26 protein-coding genes are annotated in these 21,748 nt (G+C 48.9%); 12 read left to right on the top strand and 14 right to left on the bottom strand.

Features of this window, described 5'->3' with window-relative positions; genetic code table 11:
• Entirely contained in the window at positions 1-576 is a 576-nt protein-coding gene (locus tag GC130_RS23490; RefSeq protein WP_152000811.1) for a MarC family protein, read from the top strand.
• Positions 573-1,031 carry a ribonuclease HI gene (gene rnhA, locus GC130_RS23485; RefSeq protein ID WP_152000810.1) on the top strand — a complete coding sequence of 153 codons (459 nt, stop codon included), beginning with the start codon at positions 573-575 and terminating at the stop codon, positions 1,029-1,031. Before GC130_RS23490 ends, rnhA begins: the two co-directional genes overlap by 4 nt.
• Before the next feature lie 11 nt (positions 1,032-1,042).
• Here rnhA and GC130_RS23480 read toward each other — a convergent pair whose 3' ends face one another.
• Positions 1,043-1,525 carry a hypothetical protein gene (locus GC130_RS23480; RefSeq protein ID WP_152000809.1) on the bottom strand — a complete coding sequence of 161 codons (483 nt, stop codon included), beginning with the start codon at positions 1,523-1,525 and terminating at the stop codon, positions 1,043-1,045.
• Positions 1,526-1,807: 282 nt separating this feature from the next.
• Between GC130_RS23480 and GC130_RS23475 the strand changes: the two genes are divergently transcribed.
• Positions 1,808-2,518 carry a tRNA1(Val) (adenine(37)-N6)-methyltransferase gene (locus GC130_RS23475; RefSeq protein ID WP_152000808.1) on the top strand — a complete coding sequence of 237 codons (711 nt, stop codon included), beginning with the start codon at positions 1,808-1,810 and terminating at the stop codon, positions 2,516-2,518.
• 6 nt (positions 2,519-2,524) lie between these two features.
• Here the strand turns inward: GC130_RS23475 and GC130_RS23470 are convergent, their stop codons facing one another.
• Entirely contained in the window at positions 2,525-3,880 is a 1,356-nt protein-coding gene (locus tag GC130_RS23470; RefSeq protein ID WP_152000807.1) for a saccharopine dehydrogenase family protein, read from the bottom strand.
• Positions 3,881-3,959: 79 nt separating this feature from the next.
• Between GC130_RS23470 and GC130_RS23465 the strand changes: the two genes are divergently transcribed.
• Positions 3,960-4,463, top strand: coding sequence for a cytidine deaminase (locus tag GC130_RS23465; protein ID WP_201568379.1), 504 nt, complete (start codon positions 3,960-3,962; stop codon positions 4,461-4,463).
• Here the strand turns inward: GC130_RS23465 and GC130_RS23460 are convergent, their stop codons facing one another.
• From GC130_RS23460 to ubiE, 3 genes are all read right to left on the bottom strand, one after another.
• Entirely contained in the window at positions 4,464-5,216 is a 753-nt protein-coding gene (locus tag GC130_RS23460) for an SDR family NAD(P)-dependent oxidoreductase (protein WP_152000806.1), read from the bottom strand.
• Between the two features lie 134 nt (positions 5,217-5,350).
• Positions 5,351-6,088: an outer membrane beta-barrel protein gene (locus GC130_RS23455; protein WP_152000805.1), complete on the bottom strand. Its 738-nt coding sequence runs from the start codon at positions 6,086-6,088 to the stop codon at positions 5,351-5,353.
• Positions 6,037-6,759 carry a bifunctional demethylmenaquinone methyltransferase/2-methoxy-6-polyprenyl-1,4-benzoquinol methylase UbiE gene (gene ubiE / locus GC130_RS23450; protein ID WP_152000804.1) on the bottom strand — a complete coding sequence of 241 codons (723 nt, stop codon included), beginning with the start codon at positions 6,757-6,759 and terminating at the stop codon, positions 6,037-6,039. Before ubiE ends, GC130_RS23455 begins: the two co-directional genes overlap by 52 nt.
• Before the next feature lie 146 nt (positions 6,760-6,905).
• Between ubiE and yihA the strand changes: the two genes are divergently transcribed.
• Genes yihA through GC130_RS23435 form a run of 3 tightly spaced genes read left to right on the top strand, consistent with a single transcriptional unit; the run spans position 6,906 to position 8,460 of the window.
• Positions 6,906-7,517 carry a ribosome biogenesis GTP-binding protein YihA/YsxC gene (gene yihA, locus GC130_RS23445; protein ID WP_152000803.1) on the top strand — a complete coding sequence of 204 codons (612 nt, stop codon included), beginning with the start codon at positions 6,906-6,908 and terminating at the stop codon, positions 7,515-7,517.
• Between the two features lie 53 nt (positions 7,518-7,570).
• Positions 7,571-8,125, top strand: coding sequence for a DUF5606 domain-containing protein (locus tag GC130_RS23440; protein WP_152000802.1), 555 nt, complete (start codon positions 7,571-7,573; stop codon positions 8,123-8,125).
• Entirely contained in the window at positions 8,125-8,460 is a 336-nt protein-coding gene (locus tag GC130_RS23435; RefSeq protein WP_152000801.1) for a hypothetical protein, read from the top strand. Before GC130_RS23440 ends, GC130_RS23435 begins: the two co-directional genes overlap by 1 nt.
• On the opposite strand, the gene fbp is transcribed toward GC130_RS23435, so the two are convergent.
• The 4 genes from fbp to GC130_RS23415 all read right to left on the bottom strand — a co-directional run bounded on the left by fbp (position 8,423) and on the right by GC130_RS23415 (position 12,161).
• Positions 8,423-9,448, bottom strand: coding sequence for a class 1 fructose-bisphosphatase (gene fbp, locus GC130_RS23430; protein ID WP_152000800.1), 1,026 nt, complete (start codon positions 9,446-9,448; stop codon positions 8,423-8,425). The two genes, GC130_RS23435 and fbp, sit on opposite strands and share 38 nt — an antisense overlap.
• Positions 9,449-9,534: 86 nt before the next feature.
• Positions 9,535-10,413 (bottom strand): fructosamine kinase family protein, encoded by an 879-nt coding sequence (locus GC130_RS23425; RefSeq protein WP_152000799.1) that lies wholly within the window; start codon positions 10,411-10,413, stop codon positions 9,535-9,537.
• Positions 10,414-10,884: a low molecular weight protein-tyrosine-phosphatase gene (locus GC130_RS23420; RefSeq protein WP_152000798.1), complete on the bottom strand. Its 471-nt coding sequence runs from the start codon at positions 10,882-10,884 to the stop codon at positions 10,414-10,416.
• A 191-nt stretch (positions 10,885-11,075) separates the two neighbouring features.
• Positions 11,076-12,161 (bottom strand): serine hydrolase, encoded by a 1,086-nt coding sequence (locus tag GC130_RS23415; protein WP_193217969.1) that lies wholly within the window; start codon positions 12,159-12,161, stop codon positions 11,076-11,078.
• 133 nt (positions 12,162-12,294) lie between these two features.
• Between GC130_RS23415 and GC130_RS23410 the strand changes: the two genes are divergently transcribed.
• Positions 12,295-13,695 (top strand): Gfo/Idh/MocA family protein, encoded by a 1,401-nt coding sequence (locus tag GC130_RS23410; protein WP_152000796.1) that lies wholly within the window; start codon positions 12,295-12,297, stop codon positions 13,693-13,695.
• Between the two features lie 258 nt (positions 13,696-13,953).
• Here the strand turns inward: GC130_RS23410 and GC130_RS23405 are convergent, their stop codons facing one another.
• Entirely contained in the window at positions 13,954-14,589 is a 636-nt protein-coding gene (locus GC130_RS23405) for a TVP38/TMEM64 family protein (RefSeq protein WP_152000795.1), read from the bottom strand.
• Positions 14,590-14,695: 106 nt separating this feature from the next.
• Here GC130_RS23405 and GC130_RS23400 point away from each other — a divergent pair, with 106 nt between their 5' ends.
• Entirely contained in the window at positions 14,696-15,142 is a 447-nt protein-coding gene (locus tag GC130_RS23400; protein WP_152000794.1) for a pyridoxamine 5'-phosphate oxidase family protein, read from the top strand.
• Positions 15,143-15,198: 56 nt separating this feature from the next.
• On the opposite strand, the gene GC130_RS23395 is transcribed toward GC130_RS23400, so the two are convergent.
• Positions 15,199-15,417, bottom strand: a complete 219-nt coding sequence (locus tag GC130_RS23395) for a type II toxin-antitoxin system HicB family antitoxin (RefSeq protein ID WP_152000793.1) — start codon at positions 15,415-15,417, stop codon at positions 15,199-15,201.
• 523 nt (positions 15,418-15,940) lie between these two features.
• Between GC130_RS23395 and GC130_RS28720 the strand changes: the two genes are divergently transcribed.
• The 3 genes from GC130_RS28720 to GC130_RS23380 all read left to right on the top strand — a co-directional run bounded on the left by GC130_RS28720 (position 15,941) and on the right by GC130_RS23380 (position 18,738).
• Entirely contained in the window at positions 15,941-16,093 is a 153-nt protein-coding gene (locus GC130_RS28720; RefSeq protein ID WP_193217968.1) for a hypothetical protein, read from the top strand.
• Positions 16,094-16,259: 166 nt separating this feature from the next.
• Positions 16,260-17,774, top strand: coding sequence for a Gfo/Idh/MocA family protein (locus GC130_RS23385; protein ID WP_152000792.1), 1,515 nt, complete (start codon positions 16,260-16,262; stop codon positions 17,772-17,774).
• A gap of 91 nt (positions 17,775-17,865) precedes the next feature.
• Positions 17,866-18,738 (top strand): TIM barrel protein, encoded by an 873-nt coding sequence (locus tag GC130_RS23380; RefSeq protein ID WP_152000791.1) that lies wholly within the window; start codon positions 17,866-17,868, stop codon positions 18,736-18,738.
• Positions 18,739-18,801: 63 nt separating this feature from the next.
• Here GC130_RS23380 and GC130_RS23375 read toward each other — a convergent pair whose 3' ends face one another.
• The 3 genes from GC130_RS23375 to GC130_RS23365 all read right to left on the bottom strand — a co-directional run bounded on the left by GC130_RS23375 (position 18,802) and on the right by GC130_RS23365 (position 21,443).
• Positions 18,802-19,665: a hypothetical protein gene (locus tag GC130_RS23375; RefSeq protein WP_152000790.1), complete on the bottom strand. Its 864-nt coding sequence runs from the start codon at positions 19,663-19,665 to the stop codon at positions 18,802-18,804.
• Between the two features lie 512 nt (positions 19,666-20,177).
• Entirely contained in the window at positions 20,178-20,324 is a 147-nt protein-coding gene (locus tag GC130_RS23370; RefSeq protein WP_317490817.1) for a hypothetical protein, read from the bottom strand.
• A 105-nt stretch (positions 20,325-20,429) separates the two neighbouring features.
• Positions 20,430-21,443 (bottom strand): pirin family protein, encoded by a 1,014-nt coding sequence (locus GC130_RS23365; protein WP_152000789.1) that lies wholly within the window; start codon positions 21,441-21,443, stop codon positions 20,430-20,432.
• Positions 21,444-21,748: the final 305 nt, after the last annotated feature.

Below are 21,748 nucleotides of genomic sequence, written 5' to 3'. Positions count from 1 at the left end.
ATGTTCAGCTTCAAAGAAATCCTTTCAGTATCTCTTATCCTCTTTTCTGTTATCGATATCCTTGGTAGCATTCCCATCATTGTGTCGCTCAGGCAGAAGGTAGGGCATATCCAGTCAGAAAAGGCTACTTTGGCGTCGGGGGTTTTAATGATCGTTTTTCTTTTTCTTGGAGAAAAAATTCTCAGCCTTTTTGGGGTTGATATCAGCTCGTTTGCCATTGCCGGAGCACTGGTGATTTTCATTATTGGTTTGGAAATGATTCTTGGGGTAGAGTTCTTTAAACACGAGCAAATAGAGGGAGGAGCTACATCCAGCTCCATTGTGCCCATTGCTTTTCCGCTAATTGCCGGGGCAGGCACCATGACAACCCTTCTTTCACTGAGGGCCGAGTACTCGCTGCCGAATATTCTGGTGGGCATCGTGGTCAACCTTCTGTTCGTTTACCTGGTGTTAAAAACCACCAACTGGCTCGAACGTAAACTGGGGAAGGCCGGGCTCAACATCCTTCGCAAGGTATTTGGAATCATCTTGCTTTCGATAGCCATCAAACTGATTAAAACCAATCTGCTGACATGAAGGTAATCATGTACACCGACGGCGCAGCAAAAGGCAATCCAGGCCCTGGTGGCTACGGCACTGTGCTGCTGCACAAAGACCTGAGGAAGGAGCTAAGTGAAGGCTACAGGCTGACTACGAACAACAGAATGGAGCTGCTGGCTGTCATCAGAGGACTGCAGGCACTCAAAAGGCCGGGCGTGCAGGTGGATGTATATTCCGACTCACAGTATGTGGTGAATTCAGTGGAAAAAGGCTGGCTGGCAGGCTGGGTGAAAAAAGGGTTTAAGGGAAAGAAGAATCAGGATCTTTGGGAGGAGTATTTAAAAGCTTCATCACCTCATAAAGTGAAGTTTCACTGGGTGAAGGGCCATGCAGGTAACGTAGAGAATGAGAGGTGTGATCAGCTAGCAGTGCAAAGCGCTGAAGCTCCGCACTTACTAGTTGACCAAGGATTCGAGGATTCTACTACTTAAACTTACGACTACTAAAGTTTCTTGATTCTGATAAATTCCAGAGCCTCCTCGAAGCTGCTCTTGTTCAGTTTTAAGCTTAGATCTCCCTTCAGTGTTTCGATAGTGTCTGATGAAAGGCCTGTTTTTGAGCACAATTGCTGTGCGTTGTATCCTTTGGCCGATAGCTCCAAAATAGTCGACTCATCAGTTGTGAGCCATTGTGATGCAGCCCTCAGGTTGCTTTCCAGTCTTAAATTTTCAATGATCAGTTCCTCGATAAGCGAGGCCATTTCATGCTCTGAGAACATATCGCTTAGGATGTCATTCTCGTCCAGATCAATATAGAAGTCTTCGTGGCCCACTTTCAAATAGATATATTTTTTATCATCGTCGTCTTTTTCTACCAAACGAGCTTCAAACATTCCTTTTCTCTTGTAATTGGTAATCAGCCCTATTACAGATGAGCTTTTAAGATCATCCGCAATTGGTTTATCATTGTTGATTTCAGGTTGCATGGCCTCACGGGGGTTAGAAGTTAGTAGTTCGACATTTTCAGAAACCCCAATGATTGCTCAGGTCATTTTTCCGGGTGCTTTACTTTTTCTAAGTATCGCTTCCGAAGAGGATTTCTGCTGTCGTTTTTGTACTATCGAAGTACCCAAGAATAACACGGAGTTCTATACCTATTTTTAGGTATTTTTAACACCAGAAATCGTATTAACCTTCCAAATGAGGATTTTTATGGGCTACAAATGAGCGTGTCACTGGAAGGTGAGAGATTTTGAGGGCGATATTGTATGGGAAATAACTTTTTTCAATTCAAGCAATTCAGGATCAACCAGGAGGGTGCCGCCATGAAGGTGAGCACTGAGGGCTGCCTGCTGGGAGCGATTGCCACCTGCGGTGACGATCCCAGCGTGCTGGACATTGGCTCCGGCACGGGCTTGCTGGCTTTAATGATCGCTCAACGCACGAATGGGAAAATAACCTCTGTTGAAGCTGACGAGGAGGCAGCGATCCAGGCCCTTCTAAATGTGGAAAGCAGTCCGTGGAGTGAAAGAGTGAATATAGTCAACAGCACCATTCAGGTCTTTGCAGAACAAGCGAAGGAGCGTTTCGACTTGATCGTTTCCAATCCGCCATTTTACACCAACTACTTACCATCCGATGATGTCAGAAGAAAGCTGGCGATGCACACCTACAGCCTTTCGATGGAGGATCTTGCCGACGTTGTGAGCCAGTTGCTAAAGCCGGAAGGAAGATTCTACGTGATCTATCCTGCCTACGAGGCAGGCCTGTTTGCCCAAACGGCCAAATTAAAAGGGCTACATCCGTTGGAAAACCACATTATCAGGAACAAGGAAGGTGGCTCGATATTCAGAATGATCACGTGTTATGGTAAAACAGAAACTACGGCGACGCAAAGTGAACTGATCATACGAGATGACTCGAATGCCTATACCGCAGCCTTTGAAAAGCTGCTGGCGCCTTATTACTTGAATCTATGACAGTTTCTATCCTTTGGCTGTTTCCATCAAGTCTATTTCCCTTTCGCTGAATTCGAAGCCCATGGCTTCCAGTTCTTTCAGCACCGGCTTGTAAATTTCTCTTTTCGTAGGTATTTGCACGCCAGTCAGTTTGAATTCTCCCTTCAGAATCATCTTAGCGCCAATGCCAAGGGGTAGTCCCACTGTTTTGGCCATGGCCGTATCGTTGGCATTGTCACCCGTTACCACCATGTACGATTGGATTTCCCTGGCCTGCTCGCCATCTTTAAAATCAAACTTATGCCACATCACGATCATGTCCTTTTCGTCTTTGCGGGGCGTCCACTTTTTCTTCAGAATATGCTCCAGAACTTGTGCCGGGGTGCCTTCTTTTAAGCCCACCAACTCGTCATCGAACAGCCCCAGCCATTTCAGCTTGTACATTTCTTCCGACTCCATGTCAATGTTCAGGTAATGGGCCAGCTTCAATTCTACTGAGTCATGAGGGTTGAAATAAAGAAATGAGTTGATGAACTGGCGGTGTGTCATTTCGTCAACTTTTTCCATCTTAAAGGAATCATCAGTCGCTCCCAACTGGATAAAAATATCCCAGGCCTTACAGAATCCAGGCCTGCGCAACGTGCCCCGATAAAGGGTCTGGATATCCTGAAGCTCGTAGGAGTCGACATACTTCAGCGAGTCTCTGTTGGCGTATCCTTCAAAATAGCCATGTCCGGGTATGTGGATGACTTCTGTACGCCTGAATACCTTGTGATAGGGAATGTATTTAAACCGCCCTTCCTGAATAAATTTTACAATGCCTTGCCCCGCCAGCACCACGTTACGGGGGTTCCAGGTGAACTTGTACTGCCATGGATTGTCTTCGGTGGAGGGGGCAAGCAGCCCTCCGGTGAAGGTTTCGAACGCATGGAGTTTGTAGCCTTTGTCCTTGATCCGGTCAAGCACCTTCATGGCCGACATATGGTCGAGGCCGGGGTCGAGGCCCATTTCCATGACGCAAATGGCTCCTTTGGCCTTGAAGGTTTCATCAAGCGCTTTGATGTCGTCGGTAACATACGACGCCGTAATCATGTTGATGCCATGCTCAGCACACACTTCTGCCACCTGGATATGGAACTTGGCAGGAAGCATAGAAATCACTAAGTCGGACTGGGTTATTTCTTTGTTTTTTTGCTCCTGATTAAAAACGTCAAAGGAGATTACTTGCACATTCTCAACGGAGCCGAACTTTTCACTTAGAAAACCAACATCGAGATCGCCAATGCAAAGCTGCCAGTTGTTCTCTCTTAAGAGGCTAATGAGATAGTTGATTAAAGAGAAGGAAGATCTTCCGGCTCCGACTAACAGTATGCGCTTCGTCATGTATATTTTGGGTTAAATCGCTCGAAAATTAGCCGATTTGGTGGAGGCTTTAAAACTTTTTCAACAATAAATCAGTATAATGCTGTCCATCGAATATGTATACATGAGAAGAACGGGCAAAGTAGAAATCGATTATACAATCGTGTCATTAAAGGAGCTCAGCAAAGAAGAGGCAGCACTAATGGAAAGCGCCTTGCAGGCACGCTTCACTGCACACGCCCCTTATTCCAATTTTCAGGTGGGGGCGGCGGCATTGCTGGCTGACGGTACAGTTGTTGTCGGTTCCAATCAGGAAAATCGTTCCTTTCCTGCAGGGCTTTGCGCTGAGAGGGTTTGCCTGTATCATGCTTCCTCTAATTACCCCGACACACCTATTGAAATGCTGGCTGTTGTCGCTTTTCCTGCAAAGTTGGCGGTGGCCGAGCCGGCTCATCCGTGTGGAGGCTGCCGACAGGTAATGATGGAAATGCAGCATAAGCAACGCCGTCCGTTCAAGCTGCTATTGCTTTACCCCAACGAGGAAGTGCTGGTGCTCGAAAAAGCCAGTGACTTGATGCCGTTTCCCTTTGAGTCCGAAATTTGATCAAGACTCCCTGTGCACCATGGTGGCGCTTGCCTGGGCGGTCGGGAATAGCACGATGTCGCTGAGCAGCACATGAGGAGGCCGGGTAACCACGTACTTGATAACATCCGCCACGTCGTCGCCTGTCAGAGGTTTCATGCCTTTGTATACCTGCTTGGCTTTCTCTTCGTCGCCTTTGAAGCGAACTAGTGAGAATTCAGTTTCCACCAGGCCGGGATGAATGCCCGTTACTCTAATGCCGTAAGGGTTAAGGTCTAGTCTCATTCCGTTGGTGATGGCATCTACGGCATGCTTGCTGGCGCAATACACATTGCCTTTTGGGTACACCTCTTTTCCGGCAATTGACCCAATGTTTACAATAAAGCCAGATTTTTTCTCAACCATGCCGGGGATAACGGCCTTGCTTACATAAAGCAGCCCTTTCACATTAATGTCAATCATGTCGTCCCAGTCCTTCGTGCTGCCCTCATGAATAACATCCATGCCATGCGCATTGCCGGCGTTGTTGATCAGCACATCGATGTCTTTCCAGTTTGATGGCAGCGATTCAATGGCTTCATTTACAGCACGCTGGTCTCTTACATCAAAGTTGAGAATATGCACGTCAGTTTCGGTTCGCAGGTTGTGTGCCAGCTCCTCCAGCTTGTCTCTTCGCCTTCCGCAAATGATCAGGTAAAACTGGTCGGCAAGGTAGTGAGCGGTTGATTTTCCAATGCCTGAGGTGGCACCTGTGATGAGGGCAATTTTTTTCATGGAGCTAAAATGCTTTGGTGAGTAAACAGCAGCAATTAAAGATATCGTGACCTAAACTTCAACCAAATGGCGCATAGCCTGCCACAATCAGTGGACAAATAGTCGCTGAAGGTTGAGAATGGTCATCGGCAGAATTAAGATGGACCGCCTTCGAAGGTGATGTAAAGGGTCAGGTTGTGAGGCGAAACCCGCTTTAGCGGATCGTTGTACTTGTTGACGTCGTTAGTCAGGATATTGGAGATCCCCCAGGAGTAGCGGATTTCAGGGGCGAACTTGAACAGCGGGTAGTAGAGGTCGAAGCCAACACCTGCCTCCAGCGCCACAGAAGTGCTTTTCGTGAGCAAACGCTCGCTGGCGTCAGCTTTGTCGTCTTTTCCACGGGCCTCAATAGTGGGAGTGATGCCGCCTATCAGGTACATGCCAATATTATCACGCCTCACTGATCGGTATTTGAGTAGCATAGGCAACTCCACCGTGGTGGCGTCAACCAGCTGCTCCAGCGTGTTTCCTGTCACCGACCGATACAATAGTTTGTTTTCGTAGAAACCAACGGTAATGAGAAACCGGAAGTCGAGGTATTGCAGCACCCTCATGTTGGAGATAAAGCCAATTTTGAAACCGCCCAGGCTGTGTGGAACAATAGAATGGAGCGTGTCGTCGTCAGCAAAGGCATCGGAATATTGAATGGCATATCGGGAACTGTGCAGGCCCATGCCAAATCCGTAATGAAGAAACTTTTCAGTGTAGTTGGGCAGGTTGATAACAGTGCTGTGCTGCGCTATGGATGGCGAAGCAAGGCCAAGCAGCAAAACGATTGTTGCTACTTGATGCCGGTATAAATGGAGCAAATGCCGAAGGTTTGTGGTTTGCATATTGTTTTTTTGAACCCAACCCGATCCAGTATGTTAGTAAACAGCGCCCCGTCGGGAAACGCTTTTACCGACTCGGGAAGGTATGTATATGCCGCCCGGTCTTTAGAGATCATTCTGCCGATAATAGGCAATATGTACTTAAAATAAAAGCTATAAAGCTGCTTCATGGGAAAGCGGGTGGGTTTTGAAAACTCCAGCACCACCACTTTTCCTCCTGGTTTCAGCACCCGCCACATATCGGCCAGCCCTTTTTCCAGGTTTTCGAAGTTCCTTACCCCAAAGGCAACGATCACCGCATCGAAGGTATTGTCATCGAAGAGCAACTTTTCTGAATCGCCCATCTGAAGTTCAACTTTGTCTTCCAGCTTCATCCGGGCGATTTTCTTCTTGCCCATGGCCAGCATGCCCTCCGAAATGTCGACACCAATTACTTTGTCGGGTTTCAACGAAAGGGCTTCAATAGCGAAATCGCCGGTGCCCGTAGCGATGTCGAGTATTTGCTTTGGTTGTATCTCTTTGAGCTCCCGAACAGCTTTTTTTCTCCAAACGATATCGATGCCAAGGCTGAGGAAGTGATTGAGGAAATCGTACCGGCGGCTAATGTTGTTAAACATTTCAGCCACCTGGGCTTTCTTGCTTCCTTCCTTTTCTTTGTAGGGTACTACGGTCATCTAATGCAAATAATTGTCAATAAAACCAGTAAAAGGGCAATGAATGAGGGAACTGGTGTGCGAAACTTTTCGCAAGTATACTGCAAACCTTGCGTTTTTAAAATTTGTTCTCGGCAGGGTTTGTATCTTTGCCAAAATTTCAAAAAATGCGAATTGATACAGCCACTTTTCTGGCAAGCTATGCCAACGTTAATACCTGCCCCGAATCCGAGCTGCCGGAGTATGCTTTCATTGGGCGCAGTAATGTCGGCAAGTCGTCGTTGATTAACATGCTGACCAATCACAGTAAGTTGGCTAAAACATCCTCAAAGCCAGGAAAGACACAGTTGCTCAACCAATTTCTGATCAATGATTCGTGGCTGCTGATGGACATGCCAGGGTATGGCTGGGCCAAAGTTAGCAAGACTGAAAAAGCCAAGTGGGAGATCATGAACCAGCAATACCTGCTGGAAAGAAAGAACCTGTGCAACCTGTTTGTCCTTATCGATTCGAGGCTCCCTCCGCAAAAAATTGACCTGGAGTTTCTTAACTGGGCTGGGGAGAACGAAATACCTTTGTCGATAGTGTTCACAAAAGCCGACAAACAATCAAAAAACCATACCCAATCTTCCGTGGCGGCCTTTATGAGGGAATTGAAGAAGTATTGGATTTTTCTGCCTCCATCCTTCGTAACTTCTGCTGAAGACAAGCGGGGCAAGGAAGAATTGCTCGGCTATATAGAAGAAGCCAATGGGCTTTTTATGGAAAAAAGTGATTAAGCGTTGAATGGTGAGATTAAAATATCTAAAATTGCGCCCACAAACTGACAAATATGGAGTTTAAAGAAATTGCAACAGTGTCTGGCAAAGGCGGACTTTACAAAGTTCTCAATCCTACCCGCTCAGGCGTCATACTGGAATCGTTAGATGAGAAGAAGTCCAAACTGATAGTCAACGCTAACTCCAAAGTGTCTATCCTTCATGAGATTTCTATTTACACCACCGACAATGAAGGCACGGTGGCGTTGGAGGACGTGATGCGCAAGGTGCACAAGGAATTTGCCGGCGACACTGGTCTAACCAAAAACTCTGATAACGAGGAGCTGAAGTCATTTCTGAAGCATGTGTTGCCCACTTACGATGCCGACAGGGTATACGTGTCCGACATTAAGAAGCTGGTGAACTGGTACAGCATTTTGGTGGAGGTGGCCCCTGAGGTTTTCGACGAGCCCAAAGAAGAGGTGAAGGAAGAAAAGCTAGCTAAGGCAAAGGCACCTAAAGAAGCGGCTGCTACGAAGACTCCTGCTGCCAAGGCTGCTGAAAAGCAACCTAAAGAGGAAAAATCCAAGGCCAAGCCCGCTGCCAAAAAGAAGTCCGCAGGCAAGTAATGGCCGAGCGTGATCTTGCCAACAGGGCACTGGAATTGCTGAACAAGCATTTCGAGGTGCCTGAAAGCGTTGAGAACACCGCAGCCAATGATGAAGACAAAGCCAGGAGTTTGCTTATAGAAGTGCTGACTCCTGTCATTCGTCGAATGCTTGATCAATCCTTTGAACAGCTACTGAACATCCTCTACCGGATCGACCTACCCGAGCCTAAATTGATATCCTTGCTGGAAGAGAGCGCACCCGAACAGGTGGCGGCCAATCTTACCGCTGCCATTGTTGATCGGCAGCTGGAGAAAATCAAACTAAGGGAGAGGTATCGGCAGTCGCCAGACTGAACGACTCTGCCATTTCCATCATTTCGCTGGATCCGATGAAAAAGGGTGTTCTCTGGTGAAACTCGTTGGGTAGTAAGTCAAGAATTCGTTTTCCTTTTCCGTCTGTGGCTTTTCCGCCTGCTTGCTCAATGATATAGGCCAGTGCATTGCATTCGTAAAGCAGTCTCAATTTCCCATTGGGAGCTTTCGGAGTGGTCGGGTAGATGTAAATGCCGCCTTTCAGCATGTTTCGGTGAAAGTCGCCGACCAATGAGCCGATATAGCGGGCGGTGAGTTGGTTTTCTTTGCAGTGCTGAATATACTGCTGAACACCAGGATCGAAAAGCTGACTCGACCCTTCGTTGATGGAGTAAATATTGCCAATGGTTGGAGTTTTCATGTTGGGGTGCGACAGAAAGAACTCTCCCAGCGACGGATCATAAGTAAATCCATTCACGCCATGCCCTGTGCTGTATACCAGCATGGTGGAGGAGCCATAGAGCAGATAGCCTGCAGCCACCTGGTCGTCACCTTTTTGCAGAACATCCTCCCGCAGGGCAGGGCCGCCTACAGGCGATAATCTTCGGTAAACGGAAAAAATAGTACCAATGGATACATTGACGTCAATGTTGGAAGAGCCGTCGAGTGGGTCGATGGCCACAATGTAGCGACCATGCGGATTGTTGAGGTCGATGATGCCGTCGTCTTCTTCCGATACGATGGCACACACCTCGCCGCCGTTTCTCAGGGCTCTTTTGAAACGGATATTGGCAATGACATCAAGCTTTTGTTGATTTTCACCCTGGATGTTCTGCTCACCGACTGAGCCTCCCAGGTCCACCAGGCCGGCACGGCTGATCTCTCTATTGATGATTTTGCCTGCCAGCCCGATGTCTCTCAGAATTTGGGATAATTCCCCGGTAGCAAAAGAAAATTCGTCTTGTTTGTTTTTAATAAAACGATCAAGCGTTGTGCCAACGGGTTGGCCCAATTTGCTTTTGTCTACCATCCGCTTAAACTTTGGGTTAACGTCTAAAACAGGCCTAAAACTACATCTAAATCGATTGCACCAGCAAGAAAACTGCTGGAAATATTTTAAATATACCTGGAAAGTGTTCGCTCAACGGCTGCGAGATAGGAGGTGCCAAACAGGTTGACGTGCACCATCAGAGGGTAGAGGTTACAGAGATCGATTCTCTCTTTCCAGCCAGGCTGCAGGGGGAAGGATTCGTGGTAGGCGGAATAGAAGGAGGCATCAAATCCTCCAAACAGCTGGGTAAAGGCCAGATCCATTTCCCGGTGTCCGAAATAAACTGCAGGGTCAATGAGCCAGACATGTCCGCCGGGCCCTATGTGCACATTGCCACTCCAAAGGTCGCCATGGAGCAGGGAAGGGCGCTCTTCAGGAAAAAGAGCGGGCAGCTTAGCGTAGAAGGCTTCAAATCGCAACACCGTATCGTTTGCGATGAGGCCATTGTAAGCAGCCAGACCCACCTGTGGTTTCAACCGACACTCGATAAAGAAATCGATCCACGATGGTCTCGTTTCATTTTTTTGAGGGAGTCGGCCAATGTAATTGTCGTGATCGAGGCCAAAGCTGGTGGAGGAGTTTTGGTGAAGGGCGGCCAGTTCCCTTCCAAGTGTTTCCGCCTGGTTGGCAGCCCGCCTGCCCGGCTCCAGGAATTCGAGTAATAAATAATCTTTCCCTTCAATGTTACCCCTGTTGATTATTTCCGGCACCCCCACGGCTCCTGTGTCTTGCAAGAGCTTCAGCCCTTTGGCTTCTGCTTCGAACATGCCTGCTGGTGCGCTTTCGTTCCATTTCAGAAAGAACACACCTGCCTTGCAGCTTAATTTGACTGTGTTGTTGATGCAGCCACCGGCCACAAAGCTAAAATCGATCTCTTCTGTTTCTACACCCGTACTTTGGAAGATGACCTTTTCGAAGAACGATTTAAAATGCTCATCAAACATTTAGAGGTTATTTTCCCTGGCAATGCTGTCAATCAGTTTGTCGCTTGCCCGCCACAGCATGTCGTACACTTGCTGAAAGCCGTCCATGCCTCCGAAGTAGGGATCGGGCACATCGAGGCTGTCTCGTCGCTCATCGAACTCTCGCATCAAGTGAAAGTGTGGATGCTCCTTTTTGAAAACCGACGCAATGTCTCTGTAGTTGTTTTGATCCATAGCGAGGACATAATCAAACTCGTGAAAGTCTTCAATACGAACCTGCCTGGCTTTGTGGTCAATGGGGGTATTGTTGGTGATGGAACAGTCGATGGTACGTGGATCGGGGTCGGCCCCGATGTGGTACCGTGAAGTTCCAGCTGAATCGGACGCTATCTGGTCGGACAGCCCCCGCTCTTTGAGCTGCCTGTTGAAAATTGCTTCCGCCATAGGTGACCGGCAAATATTTCCCAGGCACACAAAAAGTACTTTTACCATGCTCAAATATCAGGTTTTAAAATAAAATGAAAAAAAGTAAATTATTTTCTGGGGGAGGTGGTTACTTAATGGGTATGTCACGTATATACCTTTACATAACACAAATTTATTCATACACCTGTTTAACAGTAAAGAAAGCCTCTTGATCTTCAGGAGGCTTTTCTTCTTTTACAGCCTTCGACATATCATCATTATTTGTCACCGGCGAGAAAAAGCTCGACGATCCGGTCACCCACATTTCCATACTTTGTAACAGAAGAGTTTGATAAAAGCACGAGGATCAAGCCTTCTTTGGGGTAGACCCGGAAATCTGTTATTCCTCCCACCGAGCCGCCGGTGTGGCCAAAGCCCTTTCTGCCGTTCTTTTCCCAAACACCCCAACCAACCCCGTAACCAGTTGGGTTGCCGTCTGCCAGCACTTGAGAGGTGAGCAAAATGGAACGACTGCTATCGCTCAGGAAAGTTCCTGTTCTGTAGGCTTCACCAAATTTTATCAGGTCGGTGGTGCAGGAAATAAATCCGCCGCCAGCCCATTTGTAGCTGTTGTCAACATAAGTTGCGTTCACGATGCTTCCCAGACTGTCGAGGTCGTAGAAAGAGGTGCGCCCCTGGATGATGTCATGGTTGACATCTGGTGTAGTACGATCCATGTGCAGGGCGTCAAACACATTCTTTTGCACAAAAGGTAGAAAATCTTCCCCACTGGCGCCTTCTACCACGGCACTCAGAAGGTTGAAGCCATAGCTCGAATAAGAATACTGGGTGCCGGGCGCAAATAATAGCGTGTCGTCTTTAAAGATATTGAGCCCCTCCGAAACCGATGAGTAATAGCTGCTATTTAGCATTTCATTTCCCCTGTAGTGCCTGATGCCTGCAATATGGCCGCCCACTTGCTTCACGGTTACGGGATACCTCTTTGCAGGGAAACTGGGTACGTAAGTTTGAACAGGTTGTGTGAGGTCAAGTTTACCTTCATCCATCAGCCATGCAGCGGCGGATGCGGCTATTGGCTTTGAAACACTACCTATCCTGAAAAGTGTGTAACCTGCTTTGACGGGAACTTGGTGCTCCAGATCGGCATAGCCAAAGCCCTGTGACCAGACAATCTCCCCGTTGATGGCAATAGCTGCGTCGATGCCAGGCACTTTCTCAGCAGTCATTAGCGAATCTATCATGCGACTACTTTCAGCAATGGCAGCTTCGTAGGGAGTAGAGGACTTTTCAGGTTGCTGGCAACTGAAGGCGAAACAGACGACAGCCAGGAAGGTCAGGTGCATTTTTTTCATTACACAATATAGCCAAATTTGAAAGCATGAGCCACCGTTCACGTCAACCATTTGGCTATTTGCAAGAAATGCTTCGAATTCCCGGGACAAATGGGTATCTTGATTGAAACCTATTTAAACAGATATGCAGAGAAGATCATTTGTAGCTACTACCGGAGCGGCTGTTGCGGGCTCCATGCTTGTGAATCCCATGAATGCTTTCGCCAAAAGGGCAAAAAGAAAAGTTGTCATGGTGGGTACAGGGTCAAGGGGAATTGGCTTTTGGGGAAAAAGGGTTGTGAGCAGCTATGGCGACGACCTTGAGTTTGTTGGGCTGCATGACGTGAACAAAGGACGGATGGACCTGGCCAAAAACGAATTTGCACCAAATGCCAAGATGTTCGACAACTTCGACGACATGCTTGACAAAACAAAGCCCGATCTGGTGATTGTTACCACCATGGATTCTACGCACCATGAGTTTGTTATCAAATCGCTGAATAAAGGCTATAACGTGCTGACGGAAAAGCCCATGACGACCGATGATGTGAAATGCCAGGCGATACTGGATGCCGAGCGCAAGTCGGGCAAAAAGGTGATTGTGGGCTTTAACTACAGGTACTCTACTTTGGCCACCGCCATCAAACAGCAACTGGCAGACAATGTAGCCGGTAAACTCACCTCTGTAGATTTTCACTGGTACCTGAACGTGTATCACGGGGCGGATTACTTCCGTCGCTGGCACCGGTTGGTTGAGAACAGCGGTAGCCTTTGGGTGCACAAGGCCAGCCACCACTTTGACCTGCTCAACTGGTGGATAGACTCTGATCCTATTGAAGTGGTAGCGTTTGGCGAGTTGGAGCACTACGGCAATAACCATACTGAATTCAAGCACACCAACTGTCGGCCGTGCCCGCACAAAAGCAACTGCAAGTTTTACTGGGACATGACCAAAAGTAAAAACCTGATGAGCCTGTACGCCGACAATGAAAAATATGATGGTTACCTGAGAGACGGCTGCGTATGGAAAGACGATATCAATATCTATGATAAAATGAGTGCCCAGATCAAATATGCCAATGGGGTGGTAGTGAACTACTCGTTGACTACGTATTCGCCTTACGAAGGCTGGAGAGTGGCATTCAATGGCATGGAAGGCAGGCTGGATAGCTGGGAGGACATTCCATGGCAGCAGGGGAAGGATGAGGTAGATCAGGCCAACCGCCATGAGCTGGAAATGACGCAAGGCAAAAAGGAAGAAGCTGAGGAGTTTGATCAGATGATGGTGATGAAGAATTTTGCCGACTACCAGCAGATCAAAGTGCCGAGAGTGCGAGCTGGCCATGGGGGAGGTGATAGCCGACTGCAGGACAGAATTTTTAAGGACCCCAATGCGCCTGATCCGCTACGCCATGCGGCCGGTAGCCGGGATGGCGCTATGGCGGTGCTGATTGGTGTGGCAGCCCGAAAAAGCATTGAACAAGGCAATAAGAAGATCAAGATTGCCGACCTGACGGATTTGAAACCCAGCGTAAAGCGACTTTAATTGCTAATGTAACGTGAGTTCGATATAAGAATGTCGTCATTCCGGAAAATATTGGCCTAAAATCAAAATAGGCCAATATTTATCCCAGGCGGGCAGCCCGGAATCTCATATGTCTTGAGGCGGAGATTGCGCCGACGTGGAACGGATAATTTTCTTCAGATAAGAAAAATATCTGAAGAAAATTTCCGCAATGACGCCCCTCGGTGATGTTTTGTTACATTCTTATATCGAACTCACGTTAATGTATGAAGGCGGGGCTTACGCTGTAAGCCTTGCCTTAAAAATCGGCCTGATGGCAAGCCAAATCAGCGGAGGCAGCCCTGCGCTTAATATCACTGCAATGGTAGGATTCTCTGTCCCCGCACTTCCGATAAAGGCAAAAACAAACCCCATGGGTATGGCACTACTGGCCAGCGCCAGGTGAAAGTGTGTAGCGTTCATGCGCACCATGCCAGCCATGCACGAAATCACCTCAGGAAATACCGGCAGCCAGCGGGAAAGCACCACTACCCAGCCCCCTATTTTGCCGGAAAGCTTTTTGCCCTTTTCATAGTCCTTTTCACCCAGCAGCTTGATGGCAGCTTTCTCGCCCATGAGTCGGCACAGCCAGTAACCGAAGGAGCTAGTGATAAAAGAACCTGCTGCGCTGATAAGTCCCCCAACGACAGGCCCATAAATATAGCCCAACGCAGACATGACAAGCGTGGCTGGGAGCGGTAATAACAGGTCGCCCATCAGCAGCACAATGCCCATGGCCCAGGCCCAGCTGCCATACTGACTCAGCCAGTTAACCGAGCCTTCCATAGAGAAAGTCTCCATGAGCGGATCGCCCCAGATGAAGAAGGAGATCAGCACTATGGCTGCCAGGGCCAGGAAAAGGTAAAGAAGACGCATGAACGAAGGTATTCAGGAGACGTAATTTAACCAACAGTGGGATGGTTTTTATCCTGCTGTTTTTCAAAGGAAACAGTTAATTTTAGCTCAATAAGAAAAGAGAACTATGCCGAAGCCTACTCCAGAACCTATCGACCCTGCCAAAGTACCACAGCTTGCAGCCGAGCTTGTGAAAAAAGTGAAGTTCCCTGTGCTGGCTACCATCGACAACGGTCAGCCCAGGGTGCGGCCCGTGTCGCCGGTGCGCACAGACGGTTTTACGGTGTATGTGGCCAACCTGAAGAGCTACGGGAAAACAGCGGAGATTGCTGCCAATCCAAAAGTAGAGCTTTGCTATGTAGACGAAGAGCACAACCAGGTGCGCATTACGGGCGTGGCAGAGGTGGTCAATGAAAGGGCCTTGCTGGAAGACATCTGGAACAGCAACCGCCTGTTGCAGCACTACCTGGGCAGCGTTGATAATCCCCAGCTAATCGTGTACAAGATCGTGCCCAACAGGGTGAGGTTCATGCTGGAGTGGGCACTGGAGTATCATGAGGTGCCGCTAACGTAAGTCGTTGAACCGCTATACATAGCGTTAAGAAGTGCTTTAAAATTAGAATAGCCTGCTTAAGCGAACATCAGCTTTCCTTTGGGAGTTGGTATATTTCGTCCGTTCGCAACGGCAGTTTCTATCCATTCCTCTATCACCACTTCGACATTTGCCAAGGCCGCCTGATATGTTTCTCCATCTGCGGCACACCCAGCCAGTTCTGGTACCTCAGCGACAAATGCATCGTCTTCTTTGCTCCAGTAAATAATTATTTCGTACCTGGGTTTATTATTCATTCTCTCTCAAGTTAATCTGATATTTCACAATGATATTCCTTACTTGCTTAACCTGGTATGGTTTGGCTTTGCCCGAAGTTTCTTGAATATTCAAGATTTCGCTAATACCATCTTTCCACAGAATGTGAGGCTTCCCTTTATTCTTTCTTCAAACCCTAAGTGCAGGAGCAATTTTCTGAATTCCTCAAACCCGATATTTTTATCGGAAGTTCCACGTAGAATTTTGATTAATAGTTTTTCGTGCCTGCCCTGCAAGGTGAAATTAATAATTAACCGTTTACTGTCGGGCCAATTTACAAATAAATTCATCCGGCATCTCAAACGATAGATAAGTCAATCGGGTCGTTTTCCACCAACTTTCCCTGGGGTTTCAAAGGGCTCCAGGATAGGTAATAGCGGGGAGTCTCCGACTCGGTTTATATCAAACTGTGACAGATCTTTCGTAGCTTCTTTGGTGGAAAGAGTCAAAGACTCAATGCATTTAAATACACAATAGCGCTGTGTCACTCAAATGTAAAAAGAGGTGATTGACAGGGCCTTGCTGGAAGACATCTGGAACGGCAACCGCCTGTTGCAGCACTACCTGGGCAGCGTTGATAATCCCCAGCTAATCATGTACAAGATCGTGCCCAACAGGGTGAGGCTCATGCTTGGAGTGGGCACTGGAGTATCATGAGGTGCAGCTAGCCTAGCCTCTTGCCAGCGACGACTCGGTATACCGATGTTTCCGCCAACAATTTCCCCATTCAACACTTTTGCTTTGTGATCTTCATAGCCAGGTAGTAACTTATAGTACGTTCCATGTATTGGAAAAACTATAGAACGCTCAAACTACTTAAACTATGGCACCAGCAAGAAAAATCAACCGGCGGGAGTTCGTTGGATCTGCTGCTTTGGCGTCGATGGCATTTACCATTGTTCCGAGGCACGTTGTGGGCGGCACAGGCTATGTTGCTCCCAGCGACAAACTCAACCTGGCCTACATTGGCTGCGGCACCCAGGGCATGCGGGAAATGGTTGGCCTTATTGCCAACCCCAAGCTACAGATCACCTCCGTTTGCGATCCCAATAAGCTAAGCACCAATTACATCGACTGGTCACCCTACGGCATAAGGAATAGCATCCGAAAGGCGCTGGGCGACGACTCATGGGGTGCCAACTTCAATGGGATTATGGGCGGAAGGGATGTAGGTCACGATTTTGTAACGAGATACTACGCTAAGAACAAGCCATCCGGAAAGTACAAAGGCTGCCAGTCTTATGAAGACTTCCGGGAGCTGCTTGAAAAGGAAACAGACATTGATGCGGTGAAGGTGATGACGCCCGATCATCTGCACGCCACCGTGTCGATAGCAGCCATGAAAAAAGGCAAGCATGTGGTGATTCATAAGCCCATTGCCAACAGGATGTACGAAACCAAATTGACGATAGACACAGCCAGGAAAACCGGCACAAGCACCCACCTGCTGGCCTGGAGCAAGCGAAGTGGTAATGATCTGGTGAAAAAATGGATTGATGAAGGGGCCATTGGCAACCTGAAAGAAATTCACAACTGGTCGTACCGCCCGGTGTGGCAGCAATGGACGCAAAACCCTACGGAGACGCAGCCTGTGCCCGATGGCTTCAACTGGGACCTGTGGCTCGGCCCCGTGCCTGACCGCCCTTATCACCAAAACTACACACATTGTGTGTTCCGGGGCTGGTACGATTTCGGTGGAGGCAGCATAGCCGATATGGGGCATTATAGCCTGTGGCCGCTGTTTCTGACACTGGGAGTGAAGACACCCGCCTACAGTGCGGAAGCCTATGGCACTACTACCAGAACAACTGTGGATGGGGTAAGCAAAGCGGTGGTAAACGACGTCGCATTCCCCTATTCCAGCATCGTTCGGTTCAAGTTTGCCAAACAGGAAGCGCTCCCTGCCTTCGACCTTTTCTGGTACGACGGTGGTATGAAACCCCCGACACCTGAGGAGCTTGAGGTGGATGGCAAAGACATGCCTCAGGAGGGTATGATGTTCGTGGGTGATAAGGGAAAGATTTTGGCGGAGTTCAGGTGTGAGAACCCAGTACTGCTGCCCGAAGCAAGGATGAAAAGCTACCTGGTAGGGAAGCCAGCACCGGAAGAGACCACAGTGAGAGGCGACGATGTTTGGATTGATGCTTTTCAGAGCAAAACGCAGTCGCCCGGAAGCTTCCTTTATGCAGGGGCTATTTCTGAAACGATCAACCTTGGGGCTGTGGCCCTTCGAGCAGGCAAACGGGTGGTGTATGACTCGGCGAAGATGGAAATTACGAATGATGCCGAAGCGAACAAGTTCCTGAGAAGGGAGTACCGGAAAGGATGGGAGTTATAGCAAAAGGATGGCTGACGTCGTGCCCACAACTTGTTGGTGGCACGACCTGCACCGACAAGACTAACCAAAAGAAGAATTAAACACCTACAACATGAACAGAAGAGAATTTATGGGAAAGACAGCGGCTGTTGGGGCTGCCTCCCTGGTGGGGCCTGCTGCCTTTGCGGCCTCCAAAACGAAAACGTCAACCCCTATCATTATGAAAGATGACATTTCGCTTGCACAGTGGTCGCTGGTGGATGAGGTCAGAGAAGGAAAATGGAAGACCGTCGATTTTGCCAAAGTGGCCAGGGAAGACTTTGGTCTTAACGGGATAGAATATGTGAACACGCTCATGGAAGTGCCTCACGAAAACTACCTGAAACAGCTTAACAAGAATGCCGCCGACCACGGTGTAAAAAATGTGCTCATTATGGTGGATGCCGAAGGCGACGGAGCCTCCGATACCAAAGAGGGCCGTAAGCAGTTTGTGATCAATCACCGCAAGTGGATCGACATCGCCCAGTATCTCGGCTGTCATGCCATTCGCACCAACTGCAGAGGGCCAGAGGGAGCCAACAAAGACGAAGCGCTTAAATGGGCAGTGGAATCGTACAATATGCTGCTGGAGTATGCCATGGAAGCCGGTATCAAGGTGGTGATCGAAAATCATGGTGGCGTGTCGAACGACGGCGACTGGATGGTGAGGCTGATGCAGGAGGTCAACAACCTGTACTTTGGCACGTACCCCGACTGGCGCCGCCCGATGGATGACTTTGACAATGTAAGCTACCTGGAGAAGACGCTGCCTTATGCGCACGGCATGAGCTACCGCAACCAGCCAACGGAGGAGCTGACAGCCAAAATGATCAACATGGCCAAGGAATCGGGCTACAGTGGCTGGTATGGCATTGAGTCGAGCGGTCGAGCGGAAATCAAAAAAGGGAAAGAGCTGCTGAATAAGTACCTGTTCGGTAAAAAGTAAAATTTGGTGTGTGTGAAAAGCTTTCGGCTGGCTTGTGCCGGCCGAAAGCTTTCAAGCGCTTCGCTATCGCTGATTCATGAAGGCAAAGCCCCATGTGAAGTTCAGGTAGAAGCCCGTGTAGGGCCTGGAGCCTATTTCTGCTGTAAACACGCTGTTCATCAGGCGCTTATAGTCACCATCATGCGGATCGAGGTACCACTGAAAGCCGCCACGCCAGCCAACAAATTTGTCTTTCTTTAGTTCGGGTGCGATAGCCTCGTCGCTTAAGCTTCTTACCGGAAAGAGCATCACATCTATGAAGTACCGGCCAAAGCCAGCGCCAATTCTGTCAACGTCATCGTTGATTTTTGTTTTCACATAAGCCTGCGACGTTTTTTGAACCCCAATGTAGGGGCCCACAAGAGACAGGTTTCCTACTGCCGCAGCCGCTCTGATACCATCGCTTTCAACACTCATTCCACGGGTGTAGATACCACCCCTTACGCCGTACTGGTCTTTGTAGTCCATATTCGGAATGTTGAGGTATTTGGTTTCCTCTATGTTGTAGCTTTTGCCGTTCTCGTATTTGGTGCCTGCGTAGGGGTTGTAGCTCAGGATCACCGGCACGTCTTTGATTTTGGTCTTTGTTTTCAGGGGAAGGAAAACGCCGCCTTCCAGGTGATAGCCCAGGCCTTTACCATTCAACTGGTAGACATCCAATTGGGCATCGCCTTCAAAAGTTAGTTTATCAGAAATACCCATGCGGGCATTGGCACCGACCAGTATGCTTATGTTAGCTCCGGAATACTCTGAGCCAAATTCTGGCGCTATGAACTTGGTGTAAGCCTTTTCAGGGTTGTTTTCAAGAACGGTGTAAGAATAACTCTGTGCTTTGAGTTGGCTCAGCGTGACGACAACTACGAATAGGGTAAGTGCTAATTTGCGCATAGGTTTTTTTTGCACAAATATCTTGCGTAGCATCGGTCGGGGGTATCAGTGCCGTGTGGCAAATCGTATCAGGGGAAGAGGGTATTTGTGGCGGCAATCGGCGGGTGAAGACACCACACCTGAACGATTTGATGGCGATGCCCTCCGCTGCCCCCTTACCGGTAATTACGAAGCTGCCTCAATATTTGATCATTGTGTGTGAAATCTCGTGACGGCAGCTGTGTTTCCCCGTCACGGGCAATCTGCCAGGTAAGGTACGATTCCCCAAGCGGCAGATTGCCACGGCAAATCAATAATGTAGCACAATAAGTGATTGAGTTTGTGCCTCGCAATAACCGGTGGGTCGGGGGTTTGGTGCTTTGGGATTACTCGGCAGCCATGGGCTGTCCCCTGACAGCACACTTCATTATTCCCGTCTGTCGGGGGACAGACCAGGGTGCGGTAAAGAAAGGGTTTGTTAAAAAGTAAAGAGGGCGCTCTTGTGCTGGCGGATAGAACGACCTCTTTACTCGTTACCCTTTCTCCTCTACCTTCCCATCGGCGTGGATAGCGAACCTGCCTTTTTCTCTCGCATGCACGTGCTCGTGGTTGGGCCACGGCCAGCCGCCAAACTGCGTGCGCTGATACTCCCGTACCCGTGTGCTGTCCCCTGACAGCACACTTCATTATTCCCATCTGTCGGGGGACAGACCACGGTGCGGTTAGCAAGAACAAAAAGTAAAGAGGGCGCTCTTGCTGGATGGCCAGAGCGACCTCTTTACTGATTACCCTTTCTCCTCTACCTTCCCATCAGCGTGGATGGCGAACCTGCCTTTTTCTCTCGCATGCACATGCTCGTGGTTGGGCCAGGGCCAGCCGCCAAACTGCGTACGCTGGTACTCCTGCATCGCCTGCTGTATCTCAGCCTGGTTGTTCATCACAAACGGGCCGTACTGTGCCACTGGCTCCCCAATCGGTTTGCCCTGTAGCATCAGGATAAAGCCTGGCTCTTTGCCATTCACTAATACTGCTTCCTGGTCGGCATGCAGCTCCACAGCCTTGTAGGCATTGATGCTTTGGTCTTCCACCTGTAGCAGCTCCCCTTTGTAGAAGTAGATCGACCTTTTGGCTCCCTTCGAAGCTTTAGGCAGCGTAAACGTAGCGCCCGGCTCCATTTTGATCGTCCAGATGGCAACGTCATGGTCGGCTTCGTTGGCCCAGGAGTGGGGTGGGGGCGTTGGAGCGGTCTTGTCGCCCAGCTTACCGGCCACGACCATTACCTCGGTGGCCTTGCCATTGGCGTCTTTTACCACTTCCCGGGGAATGGTTTCATTCCAAAGCATGCCAAAGTGGGGAGGCACCAGCTTGTGCTTCTGGGGCAGGTTGAGCCAGATCTGGAACAGCTCCAGCGGATTGCCGTTCTCCTTGCTTAGCAGCGGAAACATTTCCGAGTGCTGCACGCCTTTGCCGGCTGTCATCCACTGCACGTCGCCATTGCCGAAGCGAGCGGCGGCACCGAGAGAATCAGAGTGGTCGATCAGGCCTTTGGTGGCAATGGTCACTGTTTCGAAGCCACGGTGAGGGTGGGCCGGGAAACCGGGCACCTTGGAGCCGTGGTACATTCTCCAGCCGTCTTTGATGGTGAAGTCGTTGCCAATGGCTCTTCCAGCCAGGGAAGCATCGGGGCCCATGTGGTCGTTGCCCTTAGGATAGGCATCGGCGTGGTGCACACAGAAGAGGAAGGGATCCTGGGTTTCCCAGGGGAAGCCCAGCGGTTTTATTTTGATAATGGCTGACATATGTGTTCCTTTCAGTTAATTATATGTATATACATGTAACTAACGATTCCAGTTAAAATTAGTTTTGATGGGCAAGGTAAAAAAATAGAGGAAGCGTGATGCGTCAAAGCTGCCCTCCTCTTTGTTTCTTTTTATCACATGATTCCCAAATATTTCAGCGACATGATTTGTTTTTGACCAATAGCGTCCTAAACGATATGAAGTTAGGATAAATAAGTTGTCATAGAGAGTTCTATGGTGAATTTGGGTTCCAATTGGGGAACAAGCCCCCCTGGTCAACTATTTTGGGTTTGTATAGGGGTAGA

Origin of the sequence: Imperialibacter sp. EC-SDR9, from assembly GCF_902498805.1 — a bacterium.
Taxonomy (GTDB): Bacteria; Bacteroidota; Bacteroidia; order Cytophagales; family Cyclobacteriaceae; genus Imperialibacter.
Note: the sequence above shows the minus strand (reverse complement) of the source record. Positions and strands in the feature narration are given on the sequence as shown.